This window comes from Actinoalloteichus sp. AHMU CJ021 (assembly GCF_002895405.1).
Classification (GTDB): domain Bacteria; phylum Actinomycetota; class Actinomycetes; order Mycobacteriales; family Pseudonocardiaceae; genus Actinoalloteichus_B; species Actinoalloteichus_B caeruleus.
The window spans coordinates 3527112-3551923 of record NZ_CP025990.1; the positions used below are offsets into that span (position 1 = coordinate 3527112).

At 73.0% G+C, this 24812-nt stretch carries 24 protein-coding genes; 7 read left to right on the plus strand and 17 right to left on the minus strand.

The window, feature by feature from the left end; translation table 11 throughout:
• Positions 1 to 308: 308 nt before the first annotated feature.
• Both C1701_RS15225 and C1701_RS15230 read right to left on the minus strand, forming a co-directional pair.
• Complete coding sequence (locus tag C1701_RS15225) at positions 309 to 1529, minus strand: XdhC family protein (RefSeq protein WP_337661699.1); 1221 nt, start codon at positions 1527 to 1529, stop codon at positions 309 to 311.
• 98 nt (positions 1530 to 1627) lie between these two features.
• A complete protein-coding gene (locus C1701_RS15230; protein ID WP_051314050.1) occupies positions 1628 to 2065 on the minus strand; it encodes an SRPBCC domain-containing protein in 438 nt (145 codons plus the stop codon).
• A gap of 493 nt (positions 2066 to 2558) precedes the next feature.
• Between C1701_RS15230 and C1701_RS15235 the strand changes: the two genes are divergently transcribed.
• On the plus strand, positions 2559 to 3389 hold the full coding sequence (locus tag C1701_RS15235) for a DUF1684 domain-containing protein (protein WP_035276188.1): 831 nt from the start codon (positions 2559 to 2561) through the stop codon (positions 3387 to 3389).
• Between the two features lie 112 nt (positions 3390 to 3501).
• Here the strand turns inward: C1701_RS15235 and C1701_RS15240 are convergent, their stop codons facing one another.
• Positions 3502 to 4716 carry a carboxylate-amine ligase gene (locus tag C1701_RS15240; RefSeq protein ID WP_337661700.1) on the minus strand — a complete coding sequence of 405 codons (1215 nt, stop codon included), beginning with the start codon at positions 4714 to 4716 and terminating at the stop codon, positions 3502 to 3504.
• A 712-nt stretch (positions 4717 to 5428) separates the two neighbouring features.
• Here C1701_RS15240 and C1701_RS15245 point away from each other — a divergent pair.
• On the plus strand, positions 5429 to 8488 hold the full coding sequence (locus C1701_RS15245) for an AfsR/SARP family transcriptional regulator (protein ID WP_337661701.1): 3060 nt from the start codon (positions 5429 to 5431) through the stop codon (positions 8486 to 8488).
• Positions 8489 to 8512: 24 nt separating this feature from the next.
• Here C1701_RS15245 and C1701_RS15250 read toward each other — a convergent pair whose 3' ends face one another.
• Entirely contained in the window at positions 8513 to 9412 is a 900-nt protein-coding gene (locus tag C1701_RS15250) for an NAD(P)-dependent oxidoreductase (protein WP_030107527.1), read from the minus strand.
• Positions 9413 to 10176: 764 nt separating this feature from the next.
• Here C1701_RS15250 and C1701_RS15255 point away from each other — a divergent pair.
• Entirely contained in the window at positions 10177 to 10986 is an 810-nt protein-coding gene (locus tag C1701_RS15255) for a S1 family peptidase (protein ID WP_026419179.1), read from the plus strand.
• A 175-nt stretch (positions 10987 to 11161) separates the two neighbouring features.
• Here the strand turns inward: C1701_RS15255 and C1701_RS15260 are convergent, their stop codons facing one another.
• Together C1701_RS15260 and C1701_RS15265 are read right to left on the minus strand one after the other, a co-directional pair.
• Complete coding sequence (locus C1701_RS15260; RefSeq protein WP_026419178.1) at positions 11162 to 12109, minus strand: NAD-dependent epimerase/dehydratase family protein; 948 nt, start codon at positions 12107 to 12109, stop codon at positions 11162 to 11164.
• Between the two features lie 83 nt (positions 12110 to 12192).
• Positions 12193 to 12735 (minus strand): MarR family winged helix-turn-helix transcriptional regulator, encoded by a 543-nt coding sequence (locus C1701_RS15265; protein ID WP_051314047.1) that lies wholly within the window; start codon positions 12733 to 12735, stop codon positions 12193 to 12195.
• 242 nt (positions 12736 to 12977) lie between these two features.
• On the opposite strand from C1701_RS15265, the gene C1701_RS15270 reads away from it, so the two are divergent.
• Positions 12978 to 14654, plus strand: a complete 1677-nt coding sequence (locus C1701_RS15270) for a DUF885 domain-containing protein (RefSeq protein WP_103056069.1) — start codon at positions 12978 to 12980, stop codon at positions 14652 to 14654.
• Positions 14655 to 14667: 13 nt separating this feature from the next.
• Here the strand turns inward: C1701_RS15270 and C1701_RS15275 are convergent, their stop codons facing one another.
• Positions 14668 to 15600 carry a hypothetical protein gene (locus tag C1701_RS15275; RefSeq protein WP_103056070.1) on the minus strand — a complete coding sequence of 311 codons (933 nt, stop codon included), beginning with the start codon at positions 15598 to 15600 and terminating at the stop codon, positions 14668 to 14670.
• A 181-nt stretch (positions 15601 to 15781) separates the two neighbouring features.
• Positions 15782 to 18004: an SF1B family DNA helicase RecD2 gene (gene recD2, locus C1701_RS15280; RefSeq protein ID WP_026419175.1), complete on the minus strand. Its 2223-nt coding sequence runs from the start codon at positions 18002 to 18004 to the stop codon at positions 15782 to 15784.
• A gap of 324 nt (positions 18005 to 18328) precedes the next feature.
• Here recD2 and C1701_RS15285 point away from each other — a divergent pair, with 324 nt between their 5' ends.
• The gene (locus C1701_RS15285) at positions 18329 to 18763 is read left to right on the plus strand and encodes a cold-shock protein (RefSeq protein ID WP_035292289.1); all 435 of its coding nucleotides are present in this window, start codon (positions 18329 to 18331) and stop codon (positions 18761 to 18763) included.
• Between the two features lie 42 nt (positions 18764 to 18805).
• Positions 18806 to 19369: a pyridoxamine 5'-phosphate oxidase family protein gene (locus tag C1701_RS15290; protein ID WP_026419173.1), complete on the plus strand. Its 564-nt coding sequence runs from the start codon at positions 18806 to 18808 to the stop codon at positions 19367 to 19369.
• A 132-nt stretch (positions 19370 to 19501) separates the two neighbouring features.
• On the opposite strand, the gene C1701_RS15295 is transcribed toward C1701_RS15290, so the two are convergent.
• Entirely contained in the window at positions 19502 to 20008 is a 507-nt protein-coding gene (locus tag C1701_RS15295; protein WP_103056071.1) for a MarR family winged helix-turn-helix transcriptional regulator, read from the minus strand.
• Positions 20009 to 20162: 154 nt separating this feature from the next.
• Between C1701_RS15295 and wrbA the strand changes: the two genes are divergently transcribed.
• On the plus strand, positions 20163 to 20777 hold the full coding sequence (wrbA, locus tag C1701_RS15300) for an NAD(P)H:quinone oxidoreductase (protein WP_026419172.1): 615 nt from the start codon (positions 20163 to 20165) through the stop codon (positions 20775 to 20777).
• Positions 20778 to 21066: 289 nt separating this feature from the next.
• On the opposite strand, the gene C1701_RS15305 is transcribed toward wrbA, so the two are convergent.
• The 8 genes from C1701_RS15305 to C1701_RS15340 all read right to left on the minus strand — a co-directional run bounded on the left by C1701_RS15305 (position 21067) and on the right by C1701_RS15340 (position 24785).
• Positions 21067 to 21516, minus strand: coding sequence for an Imm1 family immunity protein (locus C1701_RS15305; protein ID WP_337661702.1), 450 nt, complete (start codon positions 21514 to 21516; stop codon positions 21067 to 21069).
• 372 nt (positions 21517 to 21888) lie between these two features.
• Positions 21889 to 22338 carry an Imm1 family immunity protein gene (locus C1701_RS15310; protein WP_337661703.1) on the minus strand — a complete coding sequence of 150 codons (450 nt, stop codon included), beginning with the start codon at positions 22336 to 22338 and terminating at the stop codon, positions 21889 to 21891.
• Positions 22335 to 22661: a DddA-like double-stranded DNA deaminase toxin gene (locus C1701_RS28150; RefSeq protein ID WP_103056074.1), complete on the minus strand. Its 327-nt coding sequence runs from the start codon at positions 22659 to 22661 to the stop codon at positions 22335 to 22337. Before C1701_RS28150 ends, C1701_RS15310 begins: the two co-directional genes overlap by 4 nt.
• A gap of 47 nt (positions 22662 to 22708) precedes the next feature.
• Positions 22709 to 23200, minus strand: coding sequence for an Imm1 family immunity protein (locus C1701_RS15320; RefSeq protein WP_103056075.1), 492 nt, complete (start codon positions 23198 to 23200; stop codon positions 22709 to 22711).
• Positions 23149 to 23553 carry a DddA-like double-stranded DNA deaminase toxin gene (locus tag C1701_RS15325; RefSeq protein WP_337661704.1) on the minus strand — a complete coding sequence of 135 codons (405 nt, stop codon included), beginning with the start codon at positions 23551 to 23553 and terminating at the stop codon, positions 23149 to 23151. The genes C1701_RS15320 and C1701_RS15325 overlap by 52 nt, the downstream gene beginning before the upstream one ends.
• Before the next feature lie 142 nt (positions 23554 to 23695).
• Positions 23696 to 23956, minus strand: coding sequence for a hypothetical protein (locus C1701_RS15330; protein WP_030104388.1), 261 nt, complete (start codon positions 23954 to 23956; stop codon positions 23696 to 23698).
• A gap of 14 nt (positions 23957 to 23970) precedes the next feature.
• Positions 23971 to 24429, minus strand: a complete 459-nt coding sequence (locus C1701_RS15335; protein WP_337661705.1) for a hypothetical protein — start codon at positions 24427 to 24429, stop codon at positions 23971 to 23973.
• 74 nt (positions 24430 to 24503) lie between these two features.
• A complete protein-coding gene (locus C1701_RS15340) occupies positions 24504 to 24785 on the minus strand; it encodes a hypothetical protein (protein ID WP_026419167.1) in 282 nt (93 codons plus the stop codon).
• Positions 24786 to 24812 lie beyond the last annotated feature (27 nt).

Here is a 24812-nt window from a genome sequence, read left to right on the forward strand (position 1 = left end):
CGGTCCGGCGGTCCGATCCGGTCGGACCGCGTCCGCTCCCGGGCGTGCCGGGGCGGCCGTGCCCACTCGTCCCGGAGCAGGCAGGGGGTGGTGCGGGGGCGGCTCCGCCCGCCCGAGGTCCCGGAACGGGTCCGAAGTCGGGGCGAGCCGGCCGGCGGCACCGTGGAGGAGGAACGGGCGGTCCGACCGATGGCCGCCCACCGGTCGTCGTGGCCGCCGGCTGGCCGGCGGTGGGGAGGAGTTCGGGCCGGTCCCGGCGGGCGGACGTCCCGTCGACCCTTCGGGGGGCCGCGCGTGGGGGTCGGAGGTCATCGCGTTCCCTCTCCAGTGCCGCATTGCGGTCCGGTTCGTCGGGGGGGCTGGTGGGGCGCCTGCCTGGTCCGCGCGGTACGGGGAGCAGCCGGGTGGACCGGGCCGTCGAGGGACGTCAGCGGCCGCCCGCTGCCGCCCGCGCGGCAGGCGATGATCTCGGCGGCCACCGAGACGGCCGTCTCCTCCGGCCGGTCACCCCCGAGGTCCAGGCCGACCGGAGCGCGCAGCCGGGCCAGCTCGCGGTCGCCGAGCCCCCGGCCCCGCAGCTCGCCGACCCTCCTGCGGTGGGTGGCGCGGGACCCGAGCGCTCCCACGTACCCGGCTGGTCCGCGCAGGGCCACCACCAGGGCTGGCACGTCCACCCTGGAGTCGTGGGTGAGGAGGCAGACGGCGTCCCGCGCGGTCAGCCGCTGCCCGGCCAGGTACCGGTGCGGCCAGTCGACGACCACGTCGTGGGCGGCGGGGAAGCGGCGGGCGGTGGTGAACAGCGGGCGGGGATCGCACACGGTGACGTGGTAGCCGAGGAGCCGCCCGAGCCGGGCGAGGGGGTCCGCGTGGACCGTCGAGCCGATGAGGACCAACCGGTCCGGAGCCGCGTGGGTCTCCACCAGGACCTCCACCTCCCCACCGCCGACGGTGGGAAGCCGGTGCCGGCCCGGCCGGCGGGCGGTCAGCCACTCCCGCACCCGCCCGGTCGCCGCCCGGTCGGCCGCGCGGTCCCCCAACGTCCCGTGGGGGTGTGGCCGCCCCGGCTGGCGGTCGCCGCCGGCTGCCCCGGCCGGTGCTCCGAGAACGGTGACCGCCTGGCCGGCGAGGGGGTGGTCCTCGTCGACGACGGTGACGAGCACCGCCTCCTGGTCACGGCGGTTGGCCTCGCGCAGGGCGAGCAGTTCGGGGTGTCCCTCCCCGGAGCAGCGGCGGACGAAGACCTCCAGTTCGCCACCGCAGCTCGCGGTCGGCGCGAGGATGTCCCCTCCGGAGGCCGCCACCCGCCGCCGCAGGCACCTCCCGGTCGCCAGGGCCTGCTCGGCCCACGCGTACACGGCGGCCTCGACGCAGCCACCCGCCACTCCCCCGGTCACCTGGCCGTCCGACTCGACCACGAGGGCGAGGCCGAGCCGGCGGGGGCTGCCGCCCGTCGCCTCCACGAGGCTGACCAGCGCGAAGGGCACGCCGGCCCCGGAGATGCCCGCGAGGTGTTCCACCAGATCGGACACGGTGTTCCCCATCCCGTCTCGGAGGGCGCGCGCCCCCGGTCGGGCCGTGACCTGGGAGCGGAGCCGGGCCGGTCGCGACCGGCCCGGCGGTCACACCCCTAGGCCGTGGCGCCGTGGCCGGCCAGGTACTCGCGGAGGTTCGCGAGGATCGGGGTCCACCCCTCCCGCCAGGACTCCACGTCCTCGGCCCCGGCCAGGCCGTCGTGCACCAGGCGGTACCGGACCTTGCCGCCGGGCAACGGCCGGAGTTCGAAGGACACCCGGGTGGCGGGAGACGCGGGGCCGCCGTCCGACGCCTCCTGCCGGAAGCTGTAGACGAGCCGGCGGGTGGGGTCGACCTCCAGCACCTCGCCGCTGTCGGTGACCCGGTCACTGTCGCCGTCGTAGAACCGGACCACCGATCCCACCGTCCAGTCTGACTCGACGCGACGGTCGAACCAGTACCGCCGGGTGATCTCCCCGGAGGTCAACGCGGCCCACAGCCGGCTGGGCGTGGTGTCCAGGACGTCCTCGTGCACGAACGCGGGGTCACTCATGGCATCGCACCTCCGGTGAACACGGATCACGAAGGAGGGCGGCGTGTCGTCCCGCCCCCCGGCGGCCAGCCCGCGTGGCTGACCGGTGCCGGAGAGCTCGGGAGGCACCACACCGCCCGCCGGAGGCCCATCGTCGCACTCGGGAGCGCCCGATCGGCGGAACGACGGGCGGGTGCCGTCGGCGAGGGCCGCCCACCTGCCGTCCGACGTCGTCCCCGCACTCTTCCGGGCGACGCTCGACGAGGTTGGGTGGCGAACCGACGGCTCGGCGGTCGGCGGGGACCGGACCGGCGACCTCCGCCGAGGGCAGCCGCCACGTCATGGGGTCCCGAGCGGGCCTCGCGAGCGCACCGGACGACCGCTCCTCCGGGCGGAACCGCCCTCGTCGTGGCCCCCTCCCCGCCCCTCGCTCCGCCAGCCCGCACCTCGCACCTGGACGCGTCGAGCGGTGTGGTGAGGTGGTGCGCGGGCATCGACCAGGGAGGAAGACGAGATGGGCGGCACGGGATCGGACACGTCGGTGACGTCCTCGGACGCGGGGCGCGAGGACGCCTGGAACCGGTGGCGGGAGGCGCGACGGCACGCGGTGACCGGCCCGGAGGGCAGCCTCGCGCTGGTCGACACCTGCTGGCCCGACGAGTCGGAGCGGCTGCCCGGACTGCCGGGGCGGTGGACCGTCGTCGGCGACGAGGTGTGGCTCGCCGCCGAGGAGGCGGACCAGGTGACCGTCGACGGCGATCCGCTGTCGGGCGAACGCCGGGTCAGCGGGGCGGGAGCGGGGGCAGCGCCGATGGTGCGTTTCCCCGGCGGGAGCGCCACCGTGGTGGTGCGGGGTGGGCAGTTCGGGGTTCGGCGCTTCGACCCGGCCGCCCCGGCCGCGTCGGGGTTCGAGGACATCGACACCTCCCCGTTCGACCCGGACTGGATCGTCCCGGCCCGGTACACGCCCTTCCCCGGCCGGGAGGTGGTGAACTACGCGAAGATGTTGGAGTCGGGACCGACGGAGCTGGAGGTCCCGGGGGAGCTGCGGTTCACCGTGGGTGGCCGCGAGTACCGCACCACTCCCCTGGTCTCCGAGGGGCGGCTCCTCCTGGTCTTCTCCGACGCGACCACCGGGGTCAGCAGCTACCGACCTGGCCGTTTCCTCCGGGTGACACGCCCCGACGTGAGTGCCGGCGGCACCGCTCGCGTCCTCCTCGACTTCAACCGCGCCTACCTCCCGCCGTGCGCGTTCTCGGCGCACTTCAACTGCCCGCTGCCCCCGGCGAACCACCAGTTCGACGTGGCGGTTCCCGTGGGCGAGCGGACCGTGCGGTACCGGTGAGGACGTGGTGGACAACCCCGGCCGGGCAGGGGGCGGCCGGTGGGGCCGTGACGCCGTCCCCTGGTGGCGACGGCCGTCCTCGGCGGGGCGGGCTGGTGCCGTGGGCCGGGGCTCAGGTGGGGCGGAGCGGACCGGTGAAGGACCTGCTCAGGTGGTCGTGCAGGTCGTCGAACCGCCGGCGCCGCCCGTAGGCGGCGCGCTGGCGGTGCGCGCCCGATCCGGCCGCGAACAACCTGCCCAGCAGGTCCCGCGCGGTGGCCCGGTCACCCCCGGCCTCCAGTCCGGGGGCGGCCCGGCGCATGAGTTGGCGTACCCGTCCCCTGGCGGTGAGCAGCGTGCCGGTCCCCGGGTCGAGGCTCATGCCCTCCAGTCCGTCGTGCGCCGCGCGCCACAGCGCCAGCCGCAGGGTGTGGTCGGGGAACCGGGGGCCCGCGCGACCGGCGTCGATGTCGGCGAGCGCGACCACGGCGAGCGCGCGGACCAGCAGCGCGTACAGCACAGCCTCCTCGGCCGTGGCGGCCACGTCGAAGATCCGGACCTCGACGGTGGGGACCCGCTCCGAGGGGCGGACGGAGAAGTACAACATCCCGCTGTCAAGAGCGGCGCCCGAGATCAGGAGTTCCTCACTCGCCCGTTCGTACCCGGCGAGCGACCCGAACCAGGGCTGTGGCACGGCCGAGGGCAGCCGGGTCCAGGTGACCGCCCGCCAGCTCGCGTGCCCGGTGGGCCGACCACCCGCGAACGCCGAGTTGGCGGAGAGCGCCAGCAGGGCCGGCAGCCACGGACGCAGGTGGTCCGCGACCAGGACCGCGCGTTCCCGGTCGGGCATCCCGACGTGGACGTGGCAGCCGCACACGGACAGGTCGTCCACGAGCATCCCGTACCGCTCCCCCATCCGCTGGTACCGGTCGGCCGGGGTGAGGGGGGTGGGGACACCGGCGGCGAGCGGGGCGCAACCGCTGGCCACGACCCGACTGCCCTCCCCGGCCGCGGCCGCCGCCAGCACGGCCCGGGACCGTGACAACGAACCCAGCAGCTCGCCGGCGGTCCCGCAGACCGGCGTCGCCGTCTCGACCTGGTACGGGGTGGCCTCCGCGCAGGCGCCCACCCCGGCCCGGTCGGCCGCCGCCAGCACGGAGGGTGCCGAGGCCGCCGGCCGGCCCGACTCGCCATCGAGCAGGAGGAACTCCTCCTCGATCCCGACCGTCAACACACCTCCCATACTCGCCCTGCCCGAGGGGAGGGTGTGGATCGAGCCGGGCTCGGGGTGCTCCTGCGGCCGGGAGGACGGGGGGACACCGGCTAAGTCGGTCTCCGTCTTCTCCATCTGTACCTCCGAGGGGAGAGGTCGTCGCCGAACGGCGACGGGTTCGGCCCGCGCGGGGCCGGCCGGCCCGGGCGGGTTGACGCGTGCCCGCGGAAAACGCGATCGGAACGCCGGAACGGGGAACGCCGTCGGGAAGGCCGAGCCCGCCGCGCGTCGGCCGCCACGGCTCACCGGGCGACGGCGGGCTGGTGTACGGCGGGCGTGGCCAGGGGGCTGGTCCCGGCTGGCGGTGGGACGCCTACCGGGTGGGATGCTCCGACCTGGCCAACGCGCGAGCCACGGAACGCTCGAAACAAGCGCGTTCGTTCATCGCAACCACCGTGCCCGTCTCTTCATCGTCCGCTCGCCACGGGGCGGGACGGGTTCGGTCCGAGTTCGCCGGCCTCGGTGCGCTGGTGGCACGGCGGGAACGGACCGACGGGGACCCACCCGTCTCCTGGCGAGATGTCCGGCGAAACTCCCTGGCAATCGCTACTCGCTGCGGCGGAGGACCCACCGCTCGTGATGCTACCTAAAGTGTTGCCGGTGGCACAGTAGGTAATGGGTGGTGGACCGCTGGACCCGTCGTCCCAGGCCCTCCGGTCCCGCCGGCGGACGGTCCGCGCGCCGCGAGTCCGCTGCGCGGGAAGGGCTACCGTACAGCTGACGATTCCGACCGCTCCCCCACGGGCCGACCCGGGGGACGGACGCCGCGGCGAGAATGGAAGGGCGGGTGTCTTCGGAGGTGGGAGAGCTGTCGTTCCGCCTGTTGGGACGCGTCTCGGCCATTCGCGACGGCACTCCGGTCGATCTTGGTCCGCCTCGTCAGCGCACTGTCCTCGCGGCGTTGTTGCTCCGGCTCGGCGAGCCCGTTCCCGCGCGGCACCTGGTCGAGGCGGTGTGGTCCTCGACGCCGCCGGGAGCGGCCGCACAGGCGGTGACCGTCTACGTGTCGACGCTGCGGCGGACGCTGCGCGAGGTGCGCATCTCCGGGGACGCGGACGGATACCAGTTGGAGGCCACGCCGGAGGCGGTCGACCTGCACCGCTTCCGGCGGCTGGTCGTGGCCGCCGGCCAGGGGGACCCCGAGAGCGCCCTGCCCCGGCTCGGTGAGGCCCTCGCCCTGTGGGAGGGCGACCCGCTGGGAGGCCTCGGGGCCGCGCCCCTGGTGGCCCGGTCGGCGGGCGCGCTCGCGGAGGAGCGGCTGGCGGCGTTGCGTCACCGCAACGAGATGCGCGTCGCCCTCCACCGGTACTCCGAGGCGGTGGCCGAGCTGTCCCGGTTGGTCACCGAACACCCGCTGCGCCAGGACCTGCGGGAGCTGCTGATGCGGGCCCTGCACCTGTCGGGGCGGCGGGACGAGGCGCTCGCCGTCTTCGAGGACGCCGAACGGGTGCTCCGACGCGAGGGGGGCACCGAGCCGCTCCCGGAACTGCGCCTCCTGCGCGAGGAGATCAGGAACGGGCGTCCCGGGAAGGCGACCGGGAACGCCGGCGGCCGGGAGGTGGTGGCGGAGGGCCGTCCCCAGCCGGGCCACCCCGTGCCCGCGCAGCTCCCCGTGGACACGGCGGACTTCACCGGTCGTGACGAGTTGATCGACCGGATCTGCCACCTGGCGCGGTCCGGGGAGGCCGAGTCGCAGGTCACGGTGGTCGTCCTCGACGGGATGGCGGGAGTGGGCAAGACCGCCCTGGCCGTGCGGCTCGGACACCGGTTGTCCCTCGGCTACCCCGACGGCCAGCTGTTCCTCGACCTCCACGGCTTCACCGAGGGCACGCTCCCCCTCGACCCGGCGCGGGCCCTCGACCGGGTGCTGCGCGATCTGGGCGTGCCGGGGGAGGAGGTCCCACCCACTCCGGCGGAACGGGCCACGCTGTTCCGGACGATCGCCGCGCGGCGGCGGCTCCTCGTCCTGTTGGACAACGCGGGGTCGGAGGAGCAGGTGACGCCGCTGTTACCCGCTGGCCCGGGGAGCCTGGTGCTGGTCACCAGCCGCCGGCGGCTGCCCTCCCTCCCCGGCGTGCGTCCCTTCTCGCTCGGTGTCCTGGACAGCACCGAGGCCGCGATGTTGTTCCGCAGGGTGGCGGGTCCCGAACGCCTCGGAACCGTCCCGCCCGAGGAGGTCGACGAGCTGGTCGACCTGTGTGGGCGACTGCCGCTCGCCGTGCGCATCGCCGCGGCCAGGCTGCGGGCGCGTCCGACCTGGTCGCCCCGCCACCTCGCCAGGAGGCTCCGCGACGAACGACGCCGACTCGGGGAGCTGGAGGAGGAACGTCGCAGTGTGGCCGCCGCCTTCCAGGTCTCCTACCGGCAGCTCAGGCCCGCGCAGCGGAAGGTGTTCCGGTCGCTGGGCCTGTTGCCGGGACCGGATGTCGACGTGGGCGCGGCGGCGGCGGTCGCCGGGTCGGAACCGTGGGCGGTGGAACGCTCGTTGGAGGACCTGGTCGACAGCCACCTCCTCGAACAGCACCTGCCCGACCGCTACCGCTTCCACGACCTGATCCGGGCGCACGCCGCCACGCTGGCGGAGGCGGTCGACGACCAGACCGAGCGGCGGACCGCGCTGCACCGGCTGTTGGACTACTGGTTGGTCACCGCGCGGGCCGCCGTCGACCGGATGGACTCCAACCGGACGACCGAGTCCCTGGCCGTCGCCCACCCTCCACGACACGTCCCCACCCTCACCGGTCCCGGTGAGGCCGGGGACTGGTTGGAGACCGAGCTGGCGAACCTGGTCGCCGCGGTGGAGCGGGCGGCCGGGTCGGAGCTGGCGGAGCACTCCTGGCGGCTCGCCGACGTGCTCTGGCGCTTCTTCCACCTGCGCGGCTACCTCGACCACTGGGTCGCCACCCACGAACAGGCGTTGGACGCGGCCCGCCGGCACGGCGACCGGTGGGAGGAGGCGACGGTCCTGCACAACCTGGGCACCGCCTACTGGCGGCTCGGTCAGCTGCCCTGCGCTCTGGACCACTACCAGCGGGCGCTGGCCGTGCGGCGGGAGCTCGGCGACAGGACGGGCACCGCGCGGTCGCTGGGCAACCTCGGCCTCGTCCTGCGCCGGCTGGGTCGGCTCCCCGAGGCCAGGGAGCGGCACGAGGCGGCGCTGGCCCTGTTCCGCCGGCTCGACGACCGCCCGGGGGAGGCCAGGGCGTTGGGGAACCTGTCCATCGTCGAGGAACTGCTCGGGGACCTCGACGGCGCGCTGGCCCGGCACCGCCACGCGTTGGCCGTCTTCCGCGAGTTGGACGACCGTCCCGGGGAGGCCAGGACGCTGGGGAACCTGGCGATCCTGTTGCGGAAACTGGGTCGGGAGGGCGAGGCCGAGGAGCACGACCGCGGGGCGCTCACCCTGTTCCGGCAGCTGGGTGACCGGTCCAGTGAGGCGATGGCCACCGCGCACCTGGCCGCGGGGATGCGCCGGGACGGGGATCTCGCCGCCGCCGAACGGGAGCAGCGGCGTGCGCTGGAGCTGGCCGAGAAGGTGGGTGACCCCGGCCTGGTCCACGAGGTGTTGCTGGAACTGGGCGAGACCCTCGCCAGGTCGGATCCCCGGGCCGCGCTGGCCGAGTACCGCAAGGCCGCCGAGGTGGCGGAGTCGGTGGGCAACGGCTACCAGCGGGGCCAGGCCCTGGAACGGGTGGGTGACGCCCACCGGGCGATGGGGGACGCGGCGGCCGCGGCCGAGTCGTGGCGCCAGGCGTTGGCCTGCTACCAGCCGCTGGAGGTCCCGGAGGCCGCGAGCGTGGCCGAGCGGCTGGCGGCGCTCGGCGGACCGGCCGCCACGAGCGGCTGAGGTGGCCTCCCCGCCGCCCGCCCGTCAGTGCTCGTGGTCCTGCCCGTCCCGAACCCCTTCGTACACGGCGGCCAGGTCGTCCCGGCCGAAACCGTGGTCCTCCGCCCGGGTCAGCTGGTCGAGCACCACCCGCACCAGGGAGAGGTCGGGTGCGTCGTCGCCGGCCGACGCGGCGAGCACCAGGCGGGCGTCCTTCGCGGCGAGCCGGAGGGGGAAGGACGGGGTGTAGTCGGAACGCAGCATCGCGTAGCCCTTGGTGTGGGCGTAGGGGACGTCCATCGCGCCGCCGGAGATCGCGGCGAGGAACAACGCCGGGTCCAGGCCGAGGTGGCGGGCCAGCGCCAGCGACTGGCCGACGCCGGCGGTCAGCGTCAGGACCCAGGCGTTCGCGACGAGCTTCAGCCGCGATCCGGCACCGGCTGGTCCCACCCAGAGGGTGCGGGAGCCGATCGCGTCGAGAACCCGCGTCGCGGGTCCCCTGGTCTCGTCGGGGCCGGAGGCCAGCACGACCAGCCGCCCCTGTTCGGCGGGTTCGCGGGTGCCGAGGACCGGCGCGTCGACGTAGGGCAGGTGCGCCGTGGCGGCGGCGGAACGCAACCGCCGTTCGTCGGCGACCCCGACCGTGCTGGTCTGGATCCACAGGCCGGGACGCTGCCGCGCCGCGAGCACCCCGTCGGAGCCGGAGACCACGGCGTCGACGGCGTCCCCGTTGGCCAGCATGGTGAGGACGACGTCCGCGCCGTCGGCGGCCTCGGCCGGGGTGTCGAGGATGTCGGCGCCGTCCGCGCGCAGCGGTTCGGCCCGGGCGCTGGTCCGGTTCCACGCCCGGACACCGAACCCGTGGGCCAGCAGGTTCCGGGACATGGGCAGGCCCATGGTGCCGATGCCCAGCACCGCGACGGTGGGAGGCGGTGTCCAGCTCACGACCGTGCTTCTCCTCAGACCGGGGTTCGTCGTCGGGTGACGTCCGACGCGGCTCCATCGTCGGCGCGCCACTCCGCCACCGCCACTCGACGAGGGGCGGGCCGGCGGGGCCGGGTGGGCGGGGCGACCGGACGTGCCGTCCACTCCGATCCGCCGGTGGCGGGCGCGGCACGCGCGTCCCCGTCCCGTCGTCATCGGTCGAGGTGCGGTTACCGGCAGGACTCGGCGGGAACGGGGCCACGGGGATTTCGCGGACCGCGCCACCACTCGTTCTCCACCTCACCGGGGCAGCGCGATCCCGGAATTCCGACTCGACGCGCCCCCCGGGCCCCACTTCCGAGCGACGCACTCCGAACACCGCACCCGCGACCGCGCCAAAACGTTCTGGGACCTTTTCCGAGGAATCACCGAACCAGGTCGGCCAGTGCGTTCGCCACCCGGGCTCGACAGCGCCGCTCCCGGGCAACTCTGACCGGAACCGGCCCTGGACCAGGCGAACTACACCGTCCTACTGATACGGGAAGGAACGGTTTCCGATCTTGTGCGGATCACGGAGAACACCGCCACCGATAATTGGAGGGTTTTCGCCGAGGGGGAACGGAAACGTATCTCCCGAATCCAACGGACATCGAGCAAGGGTTTTCCTATGACCGCCGTGACAGTTTCTTGACGGCGCACGCGAACTCGGACTAGACCATTGTCCCGTGACGTTCGCCCACCAGGCGAACACGGCTCAGCCGAACCATCGAGACAACCGGAGTGTCATGCGCTTTCGTCTTGCCGCCACCGCGGTCGCCAGCGCGGCCATCGCCACGCTCGGGCTGGCGTCGGCCACCGCGGTCGCGTCACCCGACACGACCACCCCTGACGCCGGGGTCGTCCAGCCGTTCATCGTCGGCGGCGAGGACGCCACCGAGGGGTACGAGTTCTCGGCGGCGCTGATCAACGACGGTCGCCACGCCTGCGGCGGCACCGTGATCGCCCCCGAGTGGGTGCTCACGGCCGCCCACTGCATGGTGAGCTACGAGCCGGCGGACATCGACGTCCGCGTCGGCAGCGTCGACCGCACCCAGGGCGGCGAGGTGGTCCCCTCCGCCGAGATCATCATCCACCCGGACTACGACGACTCGGAGGTCACCCGGGTCGACGCGGACATCGCGCTGATCCGCCTCGCCGAGCCGGTCTCGGTGACGCCGGCGACGCTGTCCACCAGCAAGCCGCTGCCCGGAGACACCATCCGGCACACCGGGTGGGGCCAGGAGTGCCCGGTCGGCGGTGAGTGCGGGTCCGCCGAGATCCTCCAGCTGCTGGACACCACCGTGATCGCCGAGGGCTGCGAGTACGGATTCAACCCGGAGACCGAGATCTGCGACCAGCCGGCCGAGGGCACGGGCTTCTGCTACGGCGACTCCGGCACCGGCACCCTGAAGGCCACCGACGGCGGCTGGGAACTGGCCGGCATCATCGTGCGGACGGGCTACCAGTCCAGCGAGCCCCTCTGCGCCATCGGCCCTGGCATCAGCACGGACGTCGCCTACTGGACCCCGTGGATCGAGGAGCACGTCTCCCTCTGACGGTGAGCGGTACGACGCACCGAGCAGCGGGGCGGTGGTCTCCAGGGGAGAGCACCGCCCCGTTCGGCTGCCAGGCACCACCGCCCCTCCCGGGCGGGAGCCGAGGGTCAGGTGAGCGCCGGGAGCCGCGCGCGGGGCGAGCTGGGCGGGGCGAGCGGGGCGCGGGGCTCCCGACTCACTTCTCCACGGGATACCAGCGCTGGTGTGCCTCCCAGCCGTCCCGCAGGATGCGCGGGAGGTCCGACCGCCTCGGTTCCCAGCCGAGCTCCCGGGTGATCCGCGAGTGGTCGGCGACCAGTTCGGGAGGTTCGGGTGCGGCCCTCCGGTAGGCGAGGGGCACGGCTCCCCCCGTCACGCGGGCGGCCGTGTCCACCACGTCGCGGACGCTGCTGCGCCGGCCACTGCCGACGGTGTAGGCGCGCCACCGGCCGGGCGCGCAGGCCGCCACCGCCAGGGCGAAGGCGTCGGCCATGTCCTCCACGTGCACGAAGTCGCGCACGGCCGACCCGTCGCCGTTGATGGTCAGGGCGGCCGTCCGGCCCGTCCTGGCCGCGAGCACCGCGGGGACGAGTCGGGACGGGTCGGGGTCGGGCCGGCCACGCGCCGCGCCCGCGAGGTTGAAGGACCGCAGGCTGATCGCGCCGACCGACCCCGTCGCGGCCAGGTCGGCGGCGGCCCGGTCGGCGGCGAGTTTGCTCCCGCCGTAGGCGTTGACCGGGACCTCCGGGGTGTCCTCGTCGATGGGTTGGCCACCCGGAACGCCGTACACGGCGCAGGTGGAGGCCAGCACCAGGCGGCGGGGACCGCCGGCCGCGCCCGCCTCGGCGAGCGCGGTGAGCAGCGCCAGCGTCCCCCCGGTGTTCGTCCGCCAGTGCCGCACCGGGTCCGTCAGCGACTCGCGCACCCGGACCAGCGCGGCGAGGTGGCAGACGGCCTCCACGGCCGAGACGGGGGACCGGAGCGAGTCGACGTCCCGCACGTCACCCACGACCGCGTCCACGACACCGGGTGGAACGGGCCGCCCCGGTCGGACCAGGGCCACCACCTCATGGCCCCGGTCGGCCAACTCGGCCACCACGGCGTGCCCGAGGAAACCGCTCGACCCTGTCACCAGCACTCGCACCGCCCCAGCCTCGCAGAGCGGACCGTGGAGCCGGCGGTGTCACGTCGGCGCGTCCCGGGAGTGGGCCGCCGCGCCGTCGCGGATCAGCCCACGCCGCCGGGCGGCGGCACCTCGGAGTCCGGGGACGGGGTCTCGGTCCCGCCGGGCTCGCGTCGCCGGTGGTAGCGGGCCGGCGGGTCCAGGTGCGCGAGCATCGCCTGGGAGATCTCACGCAACTGGCGGACCTGGTCCTGGCTGAGCTGGTCGAACAGCCCCTGCCGCACGGCCTCGACGTGGCCGGGAGCGGCGGCCACGAGGACGTCGAACCCCTCCGCCGTGAGGGTGGCGATGGTCGTGCGAGCGTCTCGCGGGTGCTTCTGGCGACGAACCCAGCCCTCCGTCTCCAGCTTCGTCACCGCGTGGGACAGCCGGCTGGGCGAGGCCCGGACCACCTGGGCCAGTTCGGACATGGTCAGGGACCGCTCGGGCGCCTCCGACAGCATCGCGAGGATCAGGTAGTAGGTGTGCGGCAGGCCCGAGTCCCGGTGCATCTGGCGGTCCAGCGACTCCCGTAGCAGCTGGCTCGCCCACAGATAAGCCCGCCAGGTCTCCTGCTCGTCGTCGTCGAGCCATCGCACGCCGTCCATCCACCAAGCATACGAACGGACTTGATCGATCAACGCATCTCAGGCCGCCGAATGGCCGCACCGGGTGAGCGGGTCCTGGCCCGCGGCGCCGCCCGCCACGCCCGCACGCCCCCGTCCGTCGCGCGGGAACGCGGTCCGGCCACAGCACGACAACGATGTGAGCCGCCCGGTCCACGAACCGCCCGTTCCGCCGCCGCTTGGATACTGTCTCCCCATTTCGGCTCCCGGGAACGAGGAGAGACATGACCACCCCAGCCCAGCTCGCGGACGACCTGATCGCCGCGATGTTCGACGCGCGTCCCATCGATGCCACCCTGGTCGGGTTACGGGACCGGGACGACCGGCTCCCCGACTACGGGGTCGCCGGTGACGAGGACCAGCGCGGTCGTCTCCAGGCCATCCTCGACCGGGCGCGGGCGCTCGACGCCGAGTCCCTGGACCACGGTGACCGGTTGAACCGGGACGTGGTGATCCACCAGGCCAGCGGGCTGCTGGAACACCTCGACGCCCGCGCGGTGGAGTACACGGTCGCCGACTCCTTCTTCTCCTCCACCGCCGAGCTGCTCATCATGCTGCCGAGGGTCGGGATCGCCGACCGCGCGCACGCCGACGGGTACCTCGCCAGGCTCGCCGGGCTGCCCACCGTGCTCGAGGCGATCGCCGAGCGTCACCGGTCCGGGATCGGCGCGGGCCTGCTGCCGGTGCGCCACCTCGTCGAGGCCACCGTGGACTTCCTGGACCGGTACCTCGCCGCCCCGGATGACGACCCCCTGCGCCAGCCGGAACCGCCGGCCGAGGCCGACGTGGACCTCGCCGGGTTCCGCGCCGAGCGGGACCGGCTGCTGGCCGAGGTGGTGCGGCCGGCGTTCCGCCGCTACCGCGACGTGCTCGCCACCGAGGTCGTCCCCTCCGGCCGGGACATGGACCACCCGGGCCTCAGCTGGCTGCCGGGTGGTGACGCCATCTACGCCGGCCTCGCCCGGGCGCACACCACGACGAGCCGGACCCCCGAGGAACTGCACGAAACCGGTCTCCGGCTCATCGAGGACCTGAAACGGGAGTACGCGGAGATCGGTGGCCGCGTGTTCGGCACCGACGACGTGACCGAGATCTTCGAGCGGCTGCGCACGGACCCGGCCCTGCTGTGGTCGAGCGGCGAGGAGATGGTCACCGAGGCCCGTGCCGCGATCGCCCGGGCCGAGAAGGTCGCGCCGGCCTGGTTCAACCGGATGCCGGCCGAGAGCTGCGCGGTGGAGGCCGTGCCGGAGTCCGAGGCCCCCGGCGCCCCGATCGCCTACTACATGTCCCCGGCGCTGGACGGCAGCCGCCCGGGCACCTACTTCGTCAACACCCACCGGGCGGAGGAGCGGGCCAGGACCACCTCGGAGGCCGTCGCCTTCCACGAGGCGGTGCCGGGGCACCACTTCCAGATCGCGCTCGCCCTCGAACTGACCGACCTGCCGTTGCTCCGCCGCCTCGCCCCGTTCAACGCCTACCTGGAGGGCTGGGGGCTCTACACCGAACGGTTGGCGGAGGAGATGGGCCTGTACTCCGGCGACCTGGACCGGCTGGGCATGCTCACCCAGGACGCCATGCGGGCCGGTCGCCTGGTGGTCGACACCGGTCTGCACGCCAAGGGCTGGAGCCGTCAGCAGGCCATCGACTACCTGCGGACCAACACCGCCATGTCCGCCTCCGAGATCGAGTCCGAGGTGGACCGCTACATCACCGCCCCGGGCCAGGCGCTGTCCTACATGGTCGGGCGCCTGGAGATCCAGCGCATCCGCGCCGCGGCGGAGGAGGCGCTGGGCGACCGGTTCGACATCCGCGCCTTCCACGACACGGTGTTGTCCGACGGTCCGCTGCCGCTGGAGGTCCTGGACCGGGTGGTGCGGGAGTGGGTGGACAGCCAGCGCTGAGCGAGGACAGGCGTCAGGAGGGGCGACGCGCACCCCCGCCGTTGAGAGGTGCGGTGGTCAGCAGTTTCTCCCGCAGCCACACCGGGCAGCGGTAGCCGTCCGCCCGTTCGACCAGGAAGTCGTCGGCGACCTTGCGGCGCAGGGTGGCGTTACCCGCCTCCTGGAAGCGGGGGTCGTCGGCGAGTTCCTCCGCCAGGGTGGGCAACGACCGGGCCAGCCGCTCGTGGTGGTCCTCCGCCACCTGGAGCGCCGTGTCGGTGGCCTGTTGGATGGCCTCCCGGGCGGTGCGGCCGGGGAGTCCCGACTGGCTCAACATCCCCCGCAGCTCGGGCTGGCGGCGGGCCACCCTCGCCCGCCGCACATCCGTGCCCGCCGCCCGGAAGGCGGGCAACGCCAGCAGCACGGCGGCGAGCCGGCGAACCTCCTCGGAGTCCACCACGTCTCCGGTGCCCTCGTGCCGGGCGGTGGGCGCGGCGGGCGACACCGCCGCCAGTGCCTGCCGGAACAGCGCGTAGAAGGGTTCCTGGTAGGTCCACCGGTGCAGGACACCTCGGTGGACGAAGGCCACGTCGAACTGGTAGAGCACGCCGTCGAACCGGCGCATCACCCGTTGCACGGCGGCCACCCCGTCGTCCGCCGGTGGGCTGGCCGGCCCGAACTCCTCGACGTCGTCCGGGTCGAAGGCCCACATGCTGACGTAGAGCAGACCGGTGTCCAGGCCGGCGGCCAACTCCACCACCCGGGTCGCGTCGTAGCTCTCGGCGGGCAGGCGCACGGTCCACCCGCCGCCCTCGGGCAGTTCGTCGACGACGGTGAGCCCCAGCGCCCTGGCCCGTTGGAGGGCGGCGCGGGCCAGGCCGGTCAGCTCCCCGTAGGCCTCGTCGTCGGGCAGCCGGGCCAAGGCCTCCAGCGCGGAGGGCGAGGTCGTCGGTTCCTGGCTGTGCACGCGGGGTCCCCTTCCGTCCCCCCGGTCGGGGTGCCGACGTGGGGCCGACGGCCCGATCAGAGGTGTGATGTCCACCTCCGCCCGATGCTAGCCATCGGGGCACCACCCGGGACAGGACTGAACGGGTCGTTGTGCGTCCTTCGTGCTCGGGCCACCGCTACCGCGGGTGCCGGTCGGCGGCTCAGGAGCGGGGCGCGGGACGGCGCAGCCGCCAGTCGAGTGCCGTGTGCCGACGGCCCGACCCCACGGTGCGGACCGCCTGGCCGAGCGCCCGCCTCGACCCGACGAGGACCACCAGCTTCTTGGCCCTGGTCACCGCCGTGTAGAGGAGGTTGCGCTGCAACATCATCCAGGCGCTGGTGGTGACGGGGATGACCACGCACGGGTACTCGCTGCCCTGGGACCGGTGGATGGTGACCGCGTAGGCGTGCACCAGCTCGTCCAGCTCGGAGAACTCGTACTCGATGTCCTCGTCCTCGTCGGTGCGGACGGTCAGCGTCTGCTCGTCCTGGTCGAGGGCGGTCACCACGCCCTGGGTCCCGTTGAACACGCCGTTGGCGCCCTTGTCGTAGTTGTTCCGGATCTGGGTGACCTTGTCCCCCAGGCGGAAGATCCGCCCGCCGAAGCGTCGTTCGGGCAGGCCGTCCCGGGGTGGTGTCAGCGCCTCCTGGAGGAGGAGGTTCAACGCACCGGCCCCGGCCGGCCCTCGGTGCATGGGCGCGAGCACCTGGATGTCCCGGCGGGGGTCCAGGCCGAACCTGCGGGGGATGCGGCGGGCGACGACATCCACCGTCAGTTCGGCGGCGGCCTCGGCCTCGTCGACGGGGAAGAGGAAGAAGTCGTCCATGCCCTTGAGCAGGGGGTGGTCGCCCGAGTTGATGCGGTGGGCGTTGGTGACCACGCCCGACTCGGCGGCCTGCCGGAAGATCTGGTCGAGCCGCACGTGCGGGATGGGGGTGTCCGGGGCGAGCAGGTCCCGCAGGACCTCGCCGGCCCCCACCGAGGGCAGCTGGTCGACATCGCCGACGAGCAGCAGGTGCGCGCCGGGCGCGATCGCCTTGACGAGTTTGTTGGCCAGCAGCAGGTCCAGCATGGAGGCCTCGTCGACCACCACGAGGTCCGCGTCGAGGGGGCGGTCGGCGTCGTAGGCGGCGTCACCTCCCGGTTTGAGCTCCAGCAGCCGGTGGACGGTGGCGGCCTCGTGGCCGGTCAGTTCGGTGAGCCGTTTCGCCGCCCGCCCCGTGGGCGCGGCCAGGACCACCTTGGCGCGTTTCGCCCTGGCCAGGGTGACGATGGACCGCACGGTGAAGCTCTTCCCGCAGCCGGGTCCTCCGGTCAGGACGGCCACCCGTTCGGTGAGGGCGAGCCGGACGGCGCGTTCCTGGGCCTCGGCGAGCTCGGCGCCGGTGGAGCGGCGCAGCCAGTCCAGGGCCCGGGACCAGTCGACGTCGGCGAAGGCGGGCAGGCGGTCGGCGCTGGTGGCCAGCAGGCGGCGCATCCGGCTGGCCAACGAGATCTCGGCGCGGTGGAACGGCACGAGGTAGACGGCGGCCGTCGGGTTCTCGGCGTCGTCCCCGGGGACCTCCTCCCGGACGACGCCCTCCTCCTCGACGAGTTCCCCGAGGCATTCGGCGACCAGTCCCGCGTCGACGGCCAGGATCTTGATCGCCTCGGCGATCAGCTCCAGCTCGGGCAGGTAGCAGTTGCCGTTGCCGGTGGCCTCGGAGAGGGTGAACTGGAGACCGGCCTTGACCCGCTGCGGGGAGTCGTGGGGGATGCCGACGGCCTTGGCGATGGTGTCCGCGGTCTTGAAACCGATTCCCCAGACGTCGCCGGCCAACCGGTACGGTTCCTCCCGCACGACGCGGATGGCGTCGTCGGTGTACTGCTTGTAGATCTTGACCGCGAGCGAGGTGGACACCCCGACTCCCTGGAGGAAGACCATCACCTCCTTGATGGCCTTCTGCTCCTCCCAGGCGGCCGCGATCAGCTTGGTGCGCTTCGGGCCGAGTTTGGGGACCTCGATGAGGCGGTCGGGCGTCTGCTCGATCACGTCGAGCGCGGCGGTGCCGAAGTGTTCGACGATGCGGTCGGCCAGGCGCGGCCCGATGCCCTTGATCAACCCTGACCCGAGGTAACGGCGGATTCCCTGGACCGTGGCGGGGAGCACGGTGGAGTAGTCCTCGACGTGGAACTGCCGACCGTACTGCGGGTGGGAGCCCCACCGGCCCCGCATCCGCAGCGCCTCACCCGGCTGCGCCCCGAGCAGCGCGCCCACCACGGTGACCAGCTCGCCGCCCCGGCCGGTGTCCACCCTCGCCACGGTGTAGCCGGTCTCCTCGTTGGCGAAGGTGATCCGCTCCAGGGTCGCGTCCAGCACGGCGCCGCGCGGGGACCCGTCCACGAGTTCCTCACCTCCGTCCGGCCCGCCGTTGGGCGCGGGGTGCCGCCCCGGGCCACGCGCGTCCAGCGCGCGTCCTCGGGGTGGCGGCGGCCACGCCGCCCTCCGTGCCGCCGCCACGGTATCCACTCGGGACGACCGTTCCGAGCCGGGGCCGGGACATCCGGATTCGGTCACCGACGGTGTCCGCTTCCGGTGTTCGGCCTACCGCCGGTTGGAGGAGATCGGCGCGTTCTCGGGTCTGTCACCTGAGCGGGCGCTGTTGTAGCCTGCCGGGACCGCCAGCGTGGACGACGCTGGACTGTGTTGAGGTTTGGGGTAGCTGTGGTGACAACCGGCAAGATCCTTCGGTTCGACGAGACACGCGGATACGGCTTCATCGCGCCCGACGAGGGCAGCGAGGACGTCTTCATGCACGCGAACGACCTGCGTGATGCCAAGCACCTGTTCCAGCCGGGGGCCAAGGTGTCCTTCGTGGTGGAGGACGGCGACCGGGGGCTGAAGGCGTCCGAGGTCCGACTCGTCTCACCGGCCGTGTCCTCGCCACCCGCGCCGGCGAGGGTGGCCGCTCCGGCGCCGCGTCCGATCGGGCGGGAGGACGAGGAGGACGGCATGTGCGACGTCCTCTCCGCCGCCGAGTTCCGGGTCGAGCTGACCGAGGCGCTGCTCGACGCGGCACCGACGCTGACCGCCGCGCAGGTCGTGCAGGTGCGCACCCGCCTGCTGGAGCTCGCTCGTGGGCACAACTGGATCGAGAGCTGATCGGTCCGCCGACGGGCCTGGCCGATCGGTCAGGATGGTGGCGTGAAGTTATACGAGCGGATTGACGGCCGGCTGCGGGAGTTCGTGCTCGCGCAGCCGGTGTTCTTCGTGGGCACCGCGCCCGCCGGCGCCGAGGGGCATGTGAACGTGTCGCCGAAGGGGATGCGGGGCACGTTCACGGTCCTGGGCGAACACCGCGTCGCCTACCTCGACTACATGGCCAGCGGAGTGGAAACGATCGCGCACCTCCGGGAGAACGGGCGGGTCGTGCTGATGTTCTGCTCCTTCTCCGGCGCGCCCAACGTGGTCCGGCTCCACGGTCGGGGCCGTGCGGTCATGCCGTCGGACCCGGACTTCGCCGAGCTCGTGTCGCGGTTCGAGGTCGAGCCGGCGCCGAGGTTGCGGGCCGTGATCGACGTCGAGGTGACCCGGATCAGCGACTCCTGTGGGTTCTCCCTCCCCCTCATGGACTACGTGGGTGACCGGGACCTGCTGACCCGGCACAACGGGCGCCGCAGCGACGAGAACGCCGCGACCTACCTCGCGACCCGCAACGCGGTCAGCATCGACGGCCTCCCCGCGATCGACCCGGTGCCGACCTCCTGATCGTCGCGGCCCCGCCCGGCCGCCACCCGGCCCGTCCCTCGACGGGCGACGTCCTGAGGAGGACGGGAGCCCGAGGTGTTCGGCCGTGGGCGCGCCGGCGCCGGAAGCCCCCGGGGCGGCGAGGGGAGCCTGTCAGCAGGCCCCGGGTCGTCCGACGCCCCGTTCCTCCTGGGGGTCGCCGTTGGCCTCGCGCAGCGCGCGCATGGCGTCGGCGAGCCACTGGGAGTCCCCAGGCCCGAGGGGCGCGAGGACGCGGCGGCGCAGGATCTCCGCGCCGGCGGCCCGCACCTGCTTGGCGATGTCCAGCCCGTGGTCGGTGAGTTCGGCGTAGGTCACCCGGCGGTCCCGGTCGCAGCGGTGCCGCCGGATCAGGTCCGCCGCCACGAGCCGGTCGGCGACCTTGGTGAAACCGCCGCTGGAGAGGGCGGCCTCGTGGGCGAGCCGGGTCATCGGCATCCGGTGGTCGGGGCTGCGGACCAGGCGGATCAGGATGTCGAAGGAGGCGGGGGCGAGGTCGAAGCGCTCGCCGATCTCGGCCTGGATCCGGGCCTGCGTCGCGTGGTAGCCCTCGATGACCAGCCCCCACCAGGTGATGATCTCGTCGTCGGCCGCGAGGCCCGCGTCACGCGCGGCGGTCATGCGCACGCCCCTCCTCCCCCTCGTCTCACGTTCCGGACTGGGCGAGTGTAGCCGAACACATCTTCCCGGCGAACTTCTTGCACGGAAGATGTTTAATGTTTAACCTCGCGTCGGGTCGTCCGCAGACCCCCGACCGAGAGGAACGAACACCCCCATGAGCAAGGTCAAGCTGAGCGTCATCTACTACTCGTCCACCGGCACCATCGCGGAGATCGCCCGCACCCTGGTCGCCGAGGCCGAGCAGGCCGGTGCCGAGGTGCGCCTGCGCAAGGCGCCCGAGCTGGCCCCCGACGCCGCCATCGACTCCAACCCGGCCTGGCGGGCGAACGTCGACGCCACCTCCGACGTCCCCGAGGTCACGGCCGACGACGTGGTGTGGGCGGACGCGGTGATCTTCGGCTCCCCCACCCGCTACGGCAACATCGCCGCCCAGCTCAAGCAGTTCATCGACACCCTCGGCGGCGAGTGGCAGCAGGGCCTGCTGGCCGACAAGGTCTACAGCGGCTTCGCCTCCTCCGCCACCCTGCACGGCGGCCAGGAGTCCACGCTGCTCGCGCTGTACAACACCATCCACCACTTCGGCGGCATCCTCGTCAGCCCCGGCTTCACCGACGGCTCGAAGTTCGTCGACGGCAACCCCTACGGCACCAGCCACGTGGACGCCCAGGGGAGCAACCCCGTCAACGACGTGACCCGCACCGCCGCCGGCGTGCAGGCCCGCCGCGTGGTCCGGATCGCCCAGGCCCTCAAGGCCGGCCTGGCCGCCTGAGCTCCCCGGCCGGTGGTCGTCCTCCCACCAGGGAGGGCGACCACCAGACGGAGGGTGGCGACCCGGGCCTCCGAAGAACGGACGGCAGGGGCCCGACCGCGCCGCGCCCGCTCGTCCACCTCCTCAGGCCCCCTGTCCACGACGCCGCCAGCAGCACAAGGCCGGCGACGTGGCTGTGAGGAACCGAGGTCAGTCCTGACGGAAGTCCCGGAAGCCGCCCGTCGAAACGGCACGGGCCCCGCCCCCGCCTGGCTCACCACGTCCTCATCACGCCGAGGAACCCGCCGATTCAGTACCAGTCCCCCGGCTGCCACTGGACGCACTCCGGTCGACGCCCGGTCCGCAGATGTTCGGTGACGGCTCGGCGCACGTCCTGGAGCGCGAGCGTCGCGGAAAGGGGGAAGAAGAGCGGCGCGGACTCGTCGAAGAGGAGCGCGGAGCCGCCCAGATCGGCTCCCGGGTTGTACGTGTCCCAGGGCCCGAGGTCACCGTCCGGCGAGTCACCCGCCCAGTTCAACGCTCCCACCCCCTGGTCAGGCACGGTGGACACCCTCAGCTGCCACTCCGGCCACGCCTCGTGCCCGGCTCCCTGCGCGGCGGGCCTGTCCCAGACGTAGAGGAGACTGGGGCCGGCCGGGTGCGGTTCGTCCACGACCGCCCGGACCAGTGCCGTCCGTTCGCCCTCCGTCCGGGCGTAGTGCCAAACGTTGTCGATGATCGCGGTCACGACGACTGCCACGTGGCTTTCCCTTCGACGGTGGTCGGTCGGCTTCGCCCCTGTCGCCACACCGACACGGAGGACCCCCGGGGGGCAGGATCGCAGCCGCCGCTTCCCGACACCCCACCGGCCGCCGCGCACGTGGCCGTCGTACCGACCACCGTGAGGCGACCAGTTCCCGCAGCCCGCGCCACCAGCTCCCTCCCGACGCGGCGGGGAACGTCGATGATCGCGGTATCGCGCAGGGGTGTTCGGGGAACACGTGGCTGGCGGCGAGGAACCCGGCCCGCCAGGTCCGACTCCGGCGTACGCCCCGACATGTGAGTTCGCCGCCGCTTCCCCGAGCCGCCCAGAATGAGTCGGTAGCCCTGGCCCGAGTCCGCTTCGTGGGGGTCAGTACCGGTTCGCCGACTGCCACTGGACACACTCGGGCCGGAGACCGGTGCGCAGGTGTTCGGTGACAGCTCGGCGCACGTCCTCCAGCGGCAACACCGCTGACGGAGGGAAGTAGGAGGGGATGGCGCCGTCGAACTCGACCACGACACCGGCGATCGGCGTGGGATTCAGACTGTCCCAGGAACCTAGCTCATCCTCACTCAGCGTGCGTCCCACCCAGTTGAGGGCGCCGACTCCCAGGTCCGGCTCGGTGGACACTCGAAGCTGCCACCCCGGCCACGCCAGCCGTCCGCTTCCCTCTCCCGCTGGCCGATCCCAGACAAAGATGAGTGATGCCCATCCCGGATGCTCCTCGTCCACGATTCGGCGCACCAGGGCCGCTCGTTCCTCCTCCACCCGCGCGAAATGGCGGACATTGTTGATGATCGCGGTCACAACGGCTGTCACGTGGCTTTCCCTCCGATGATGGTCGGTCGGCTGCGTCCTGGTTCCCATACCGTCATGGAGAACCCCCGGGGCAGGATCGCGGCTACTGCTTCCGTACACCCGTAGCGGCCTTCGCACATCAGGTTGTTGAGGACGACGACCGTGTGGGTGACACCGGACTCTGCCTGGCGCAGCGCCAGCTTGGTCTCGACGTGACGGGCGGCGTCGGCGGTCGCGCAGGGAATGTTCGGGGAGCAGGTCGCTGGTGGCGGGGCTGAGGTCGGCGCGGGCCGAGTCCGGGGCGTGTTCGGACGCCATCCGGTGGCTGCTGCCTTCGGGGCCATCTGGGACGTGGTTGGTCGGCTGCTTGGCCTGGGTCGGTTCGGGCCGCTCAGTACCACATCCCGGGTTGCCACTGGACGCACTCCGGCCGGCGGCCGGTCTGGAAGTACTCGGTGACGGCCTGGCGCACGTGCTCGATCGGTAGTGATGCCGACGGTGGGAAGAACAGCGGAACGGACGGGTCGAAGTCGACGGGTTCACCGTCGAACGGCGTGGGGTTCAGGCTGTCCCACGGGCCTGGTTCGTTTGTCGGCACTGGGCCGACCCAGTTCATAGCGCCTACCAAACCTGGCTTGGTAGACACCCGAAGCTGGGTGTTCGGCCACGCCTCCCGGCCGCTCCCCTCTCCCGCTGGCCGGTCCCAGACGAAGACAAGTGACGCCCATCCCGGATGCGGCTCATCCACAATCCGACGAACCAGGTCCGCTCGTTCCTCCCGAGTCAGCGCATAGTGGCGGACATTGTCAATGATCGCGGTCACGACGACAGTCACGTGGCTTTCCCTTCGATGATGGTCGGCTGCGTCCTGCCCGGCTCCCATACCGTCATGGAGAACCCACGGGGCAGAATCGCAGCCACCGCTTCCGTACACCCGTAAGGGCCATCGCACATGACGTTGTTGATGACAACGACCGTGTGGGTGACCCCCGATTCCGCCTGTTGCACAGCGAGCTTGACCTCGACATGGGTCGCCACGCCCGCCGTAGCAAGGTCACGTAATCGGTGTTCGGGAAAGTGCTCGCTGGTGGCGAGGATGAGGCCCGCCACGGCCGATTCCGGCGCATGTCCGGACACCATCCGCTCGCCGCTGCCGTCAGAGCCTCCCAGGATGATCCCGGTCGTCTGCCCCCGGTCCCCAGGACGTTCCGGCAACTGGTCTCGGGCCCAGTCCACCCAGGCGGCGCCTGTCCCCGGGGCCGCTTCCCACGGGGTGTTCGACGGGTGCGGCAGCGGACGGCCCCGGGGTGGTTCGTCGGCCGGGGCGGGGTCGTGGGTGCCGTGCACCGCCCCACCGGCTGGCGGCCCAGGGGCCTGGTCAGATCCCGAAGCCGCCCTGAAACGTGGCCATCAGCCGCACCAACTGCTCGCGTAACTGCTGTTGCTGGTTCGCGGCCATCGCGATCGACTGGCGGATCTGCTCCAGCTGCGCGAGGACCTCGGCGTGCCGGGCGGTGCCGTTGAGCACCGCCAGGTGCCCGGCGACCTCGTCCATCCGGCCCTGTTCCTGGCTGAGCCCGTAGGGCTCCAGCAGGGTGGTCGCGGCCTGTAAGCCTCCGATGATCTGCTGCATGTCCACGGCGGTTCTCCTGTTCAGGTGAGGGTGTCGGCGGCGGCGGCGGAGGCGGCCTGGCCGATCAGCTCCCCGGCCCGCTGCGGGTGGGTGAGCCTCAGACCACGGTCGTGGGGTGGGCGCCAGCGCATGGGAAGCGCCCACGTCAGCGGCGGGGAACCGGGAGAGGTCAGGGTGAGGACCTTCCCGCCGAGGCGGGACAGGGTCGTCACCATCAGCGAGGCCACCACCCCCGGCCCGGCCGTGATGACGGTCGCCACCGCGTCGGCGTCGGGCACCAGGAGCGCCCCGGCCACCCGCCGGGCCTGCACGCCGGGCAGCCCGACCGGTTCGGCGGGCGCGTGTTCCGGACGGAGGACGACTCCAAGGCGGCCTGCCTCGACACCCAGGCGAACCGGCCGGTACTGCTCCGGCCACCACACCACCAGCCGGGCAAGCTCGCGACCCGGCATCACGACATCGGGCGGGAGGGCGGTCACGGGATCACCCGCTACGGCGGGGGCGAACCCGGCGCACACCGCGCTGGACACGCCCGCTCGGGGAGCCGGGGTGGTCACGGCGTCGCTGCCTGAGCAGCGGAGGCCGTGTCCTCCGCTGCCGCCGCCTCGGCCTCTTTGGCTTCCAGCTCACGCACCACCCGCCGGAGCTGGCCCACCATCGTCCGCACCCACTCCGAGTGGAGGTCGGGCTCCTCGGTGACGCAGGGCTCCATCTCCCGCAGCCAGTCCTGGTAGTACCGCAGCCGCTGCTCGTCCGACACCCAGGACCAGCGGCCCATGTAGCGCCTGGTGATGGCCGAGGCGATCTCGGCTGGACTGCCCTTCCGTCGTCCCATGTGGTCATTCCCCGATCTCGATGACGG